The sequence below is a fragment of the Streptomyces silaceus genome (assembly GCF_001419745.1).
In the GTDB taxonomy this organism is placed as follows: Bacteria; Actinomycetota; Actinomycetes; order Streptomycetales; family Streptomycetaceae; genus Streptomyces; species Streptomyces silaceus.
Map to the genome: position 1 here is coordinate 1 of NZ_LIRJ01000361.1, position 3591 is coordinate 3591.

Sequence of the window (3591 nt, forward strand, 5' to 3'; positions counted from 1 at the left end):
CGCCCCAACCGCCGCCGCGACACTCCGCCGCCCCGCACGGCCAACGACGAGACCGAGGTGCTGCGCGGGTTCCTCACCTATCTCCGCGCCTCGATCGCCGCGAAGGTCGACGGTGCGCCCGAACCGCAGGTCCGCACGGCAGCCGTGCCCTCGGGCACGCATCTGCTCGGCCTGCTCCACCACCTCACCTGTGTCGAGCGCGCACTGTTCCTCGGCGAGCAAGTCACCGACTGGCAGGCCACGTTCGAGGCCGCCTCCGCGGACACGGTGGCCGAGGTGGTCGCCCGCTACCGGGAGGTGGTGGAGCTCGCCGACGACGTACTCGACGGATGCGCCGACCCGGGCGCACCGCTCCCCCGCGCCCGGCCCGGGAGAACCGCCCCCTCCGTCCGTTGGGCGCTCACCCACATGATCGAGGAGACGGGCCGCCATGCCGGTCACGCCGACATCCTGCGCGAGCTGATCGACGGCTCGACCGGACGCTGACGACGACGGCGATGACGTAACGGCGTCTCCCTTCCGGACGGCTCGCGCTGCCGCCCGGACCGGACGAACTCCGTGCCGTCAGGCCGGTGTTCCGCCGATCCGGGCCAGCACGTGCACGGCCAGCTCCTCCGGGGTCGACTCGCCGTCCAGGAACACCGTGCCACCGGGCAGGGTGTCGACCGCGGCCAGGCACGCGTCGATCCTGCCCTTGCACCAACGCCGGACGTCCTCGTCCTTGTCGGGGGCATCGGGGTAGAAGCTCCGGCTGTCGATCCGCCGCTCCAGGACCTCCCGGGGAACCTTGAGGAAGAAGTGGTGGACGGGGATGCCCGCCTCCTTCAGCGCGCCGAAGATCTCCTCGACGTACCCGGAGTCGACCAGGGTCATGGGGACAAGCACCGGACGGTGATACTCCCCGACCAGGCCGACCGCCAGGTCGGCGACCTGGCGCCTCCACAGCGGCAGATCCTGGAAGTCGCCGGTCGGGACCTCCACGATCTGCCTCAGCAGCATCCCGACCATCTCCGGGTCGAGGACGAGCGCATCGGGCCGGCTCCGACGCAACGTGTCCACCAGCGTGGTCTTCCCGCTGCCGAACGAACCGTTCACCCAGACGATCACGACGATCTCCCCACCCTGTTTCCGTCTCCGTGCGTCGGACCAGCATGCCTCACGCCTCGGACACGACCGCTACAGCTGGTCGGACAGGGCGCGCAGGGTCGCGTCGAGGTCGGCGGCGCGCGGCTGGTTGTGCGGGAGCCTGGCGAGCACCGCCGCCATGCCGCAGGTGTTGGTGACGGCGGAGAAGACCAGGCCGCCGCCGATCGCGGCGGACAGCCAGCGGGCGGACCGGTAGCGGGCGCCGAGCGCGAGGCCGGTGACGACCAGGGATCCCGCGGCCAGACGGACCTGGCGTTCCATCGGCCAGGCGGGCCTGACGGTCTCGTCGCGGTCGACGTGGTGCCCCGCGTCGATCCAGGCCGCGGTGCCACCGCCGAGGTCGGCGGCGGAGATGCCGTCGGCGGCGAGTTGGGCGCAGGCGGCCGCGGAGCGGTTGCCCGAGGCGCACACGATCAGCAGATCGCCGCGGGCCGCCGCTGCCTTGAGGATGGGCAGGGCGGCGGGCAGGTGGTCGAGTGGGATGTTGTACGCGCCGGGGACGTGACCGCCGGCGTACTCGCCGGGGGTCCGCACGTCGATGACGGTGTACGTGCTCAGGCGCTCGGCGGCCTGGGCCGGGTCGATCATGGCGCGGGGGGCGGTGGTGGTGGCAGGCGTGTTCATGCGGAGCGATGGCCTTTCGTTGCTCTGTACCGGGGCGTCCCGGATCTGCGGCCGGAGTCGTCCCGAACGGAATAGAATACCCTAGGGGGTATCTACGGAGGAGGAAGTGTGGAGCTGGAGATGGCGGCCGACGAGCTGAAGAGCGTGCTCAACCGGCTGCGGCGGGCTCAGGGGCAGATCGCCGGAATCATCAAGATGATCGAGGACGGGCGGGACTGCGAGGACGTGATCACTCAGCTCGCGGCGGTGTCGCGGGCGCTGGACCGGGCGGGCTTCGCGATCATCGCCACGGGGCTGCAGCACTGCATGGCCGAGGGCGGGGAAGCGACCGCCGACCGGGATCAGATGCGGGCCCGCCTGGAGAAGCTCTTCCTGTCACTGGCCTGAGCCTCTCGCCCGGGCGCCCGTGGCGTCGCGGCGGCTCGGCCCGCATGTCACCGCTCTCATGTCACCGCGTCCACGAGCATGAAGGCCGCCACGGCCAGCAGCACGATCGCGAAGACGCGTTGCAGGCGCGGGCCCGAGACCTTGTCCGCCAGGCGTTTGCCGTCCCAGGCGGCCAGGACCGCGGCGGCGATGAAGGGGCCGATGACCGCCCAGTCGAGCGAGACCGCGGCGCCGGAGCGGGTGGCCAGGGAGGCCAGCGAGTTCGCCGTGATGACCAGGAGGCTGGTGCCGACCGCGGCCTGCATCTCGAAGGCCAGGACGGTGACCAGGGCGGGGACGGCGAGGAAGCCGCCGCCCACCCCGAGCAGTCCCGTCAGCGCGCCCAGGCCCGCCCCGGCTCCGGCCGCCTTGACCGGTCGTACGCCGTCGCTCGCGGTGTCGGCCTTGCGGTTGGTCGCGGTGTCGGCCGTGTGGTTGCTCGCGGTGTCGGCCCGGCGCGCAGGGCGGAGCATTCTGACCGCGGCGACAACGGCGATGGCCGCGAACGCGACGGTGAGGGCGGTCTGGGGCAGGCGGGCCGCCGTGGCTCCCGCGAGAGCCGCCGGGAGCAGGCCGGCCGCGGCGAACGCGGCTCCGGCCTTCCAGCGCACGTGCCCCGCGCGCGCATGGGCGTACAGCGCGGTCAGGGACGTGGCGGTGACGATGATCAGGCTTGCCGTGGTGGCCGCGGCGGGGGTGAAGTCGAGCAGGTAGATCAGCGCGGGCACCGCCAGGACGCTGCCCCCGCCGCCGAGCGCGCCGAGCGCCAGCCCGACCACGGCACCCGCGCCCAGGGCCAGGATCAGGGCACTCATATGGCGCGGCCCCCCTGACCGCGCCCGTCCACGACCGGCAGACCGGCCCTCGTCCAGGCGCTCATGCCGCCGGCGACGTCGACCGCGTCGACACCGCGCGAGGCCAGGAGCCTGGCGGCCTGCCGCGACCGGTGCCCGGAGCGACAGATCGCCACCACCGGCCCGTCCTGCGCCGCGGGCGGCAGGGCAGCTCCGGCCAGCAGCCGGCTCAGCGCCAGATGGACGGCGCCGGGTGCGTGCCCGGCCTTCCACTCCGATGCCTCACGGACGTCCAGCAGCACGGCGGGGCCGCCTTCGCCGGTGCGGGCGTGGGCCTGCTCGGGGGTGAGGCGGCCTGGGCCGCGACGGAAAACGAACATGACGTGCTCTCACTTGGACGGACGGACGCGGATGAACGGTCAGGGGGCGACGAGAGACGGCCGGGTGACCGGGCGCCGCTCAGTCGTACGGCGCCGCGCGAGCAGACCGACGGTCAGGCGCGACCCACCGTAAGGCCCGCCTCCGTCGCCGCGTCGAACCCGTCGTCCAGCGCCACCACGTCCCGCCCCACCGCGTCCAGCAGGGACGCGGCGATCGCCGC

Annotated in this window: 6 protein-coding genes; 2 read left to right on the forward strand and 4 right to left on the reverse strand. The window is 73.2% G+C overall.

Annotated features, from left to right (window positions below; all coding sequences use genetic code 11):
* A partial coding sequence (locus AOK22_RS29395) for a mycothiol transferase (protein WP_055701757.1) occupies positions 1–486 on the forward strand: 486 nt, incomplete at its 5' end.
* A 78-nt stretch (positions 487–564) separates the two neighbouring features.
* Here AOK22_RS29395 and AOK22_RS29400 read toward each other — a convergent pair.
* Both AOK22_RS29400 and AOK22_RS29405 read right to left on the reverse strand, forming a co-directional pair.
* Positions 565–1107, reverse strand: coding sequence for a P-loop nucleotide/nucleoside kinase family protein (locus tag AOK22_RS29400; protein ID WP_055701758.1), 543 nt, complete (start codon positions 1105–1107; stop codon positions 565–567).
* A gap of 69 nt (positions 1108–1176) precedes the next feature.
* Positions 1177–1770 (reverse strand): rhodanese-like domain-containing protein, encoded by a 594-nt coding sequence (locus AOK22_RS29405; protein WP_055701759.1) that lies wholly within the window; start codon positions 1768–1770, stop codon positions 1177–1179.
* 108 nt (positions 1771–1878) lie between these two features.
* Here AOK22_RS29405 and AOK22_RS29410 point away from each other — a divergent pair, with 108 nt between their 5' ends.
* Positions 1879–2157: a metal-sensitive transcriptional regulator gene (locus AOK22_RS29410; protein WP_055701760.1), complete on the forward strand. Its 279-nt coding sequence runs from the start codon at positions 1879–1881 to the stop codon at positions 2155–2157.
* Between the two features lie 56 nt (positions 2158–2213).
* Here the strand turns inward: AOK22_RS29410 and AOK22_RS29415 are convergent, their stop codons facing one another.
* Positions 2214–3011 (reverse strand): sulfite exporter TauE/SafE family protein, encoded by a 798-nt coding sequence (locus AOK22_RS29415; protein ID WP_055701761.1) that lies wholly within the window; start codon positions 3009–3011, stop codon positions 2214–2216.
* A complete protein-coding gene (locus AOK22_RS29420) occupies positions 3008–3370 on the reverse strand; it encodes a rhodanese-like domain-containing protein (protein ID WP_055701762.1) in 363 nt (120 codons plus the stop codon). The genes AOK22_RS29415 and AOK22_RS29420 overlap by 4 nt, the downstream gene beginning before the upstream one ends.
* Between the last annotated feature and the right edge of the window lie 221 nt (positions 3371–3591).

Coding starts and splice junctions, on each gene's coding strand:
- AOK22_RS29405 (WP_055701759.1), bottom strand. CDS start 1,770: ATGAACACGCCTGCCACCACCACCGCCCCCCGCGCCATGATCGACCCG.
- AOK22_RS29415 (WP_055701761.1), bottom strand. CDS start 3,011: ATGAGTGCCCTGATCCTGGCCCTGGGCGCGGGTGCCGTGGTCGGGCTG.
- AOK22_RS29420 (WP_055701762.1), bottom strand. CDS start 3,370: ATGTTCGTTTTCCGTCGCGGCCCAGGCCGCCTCACCCCCGAGCAGGCC.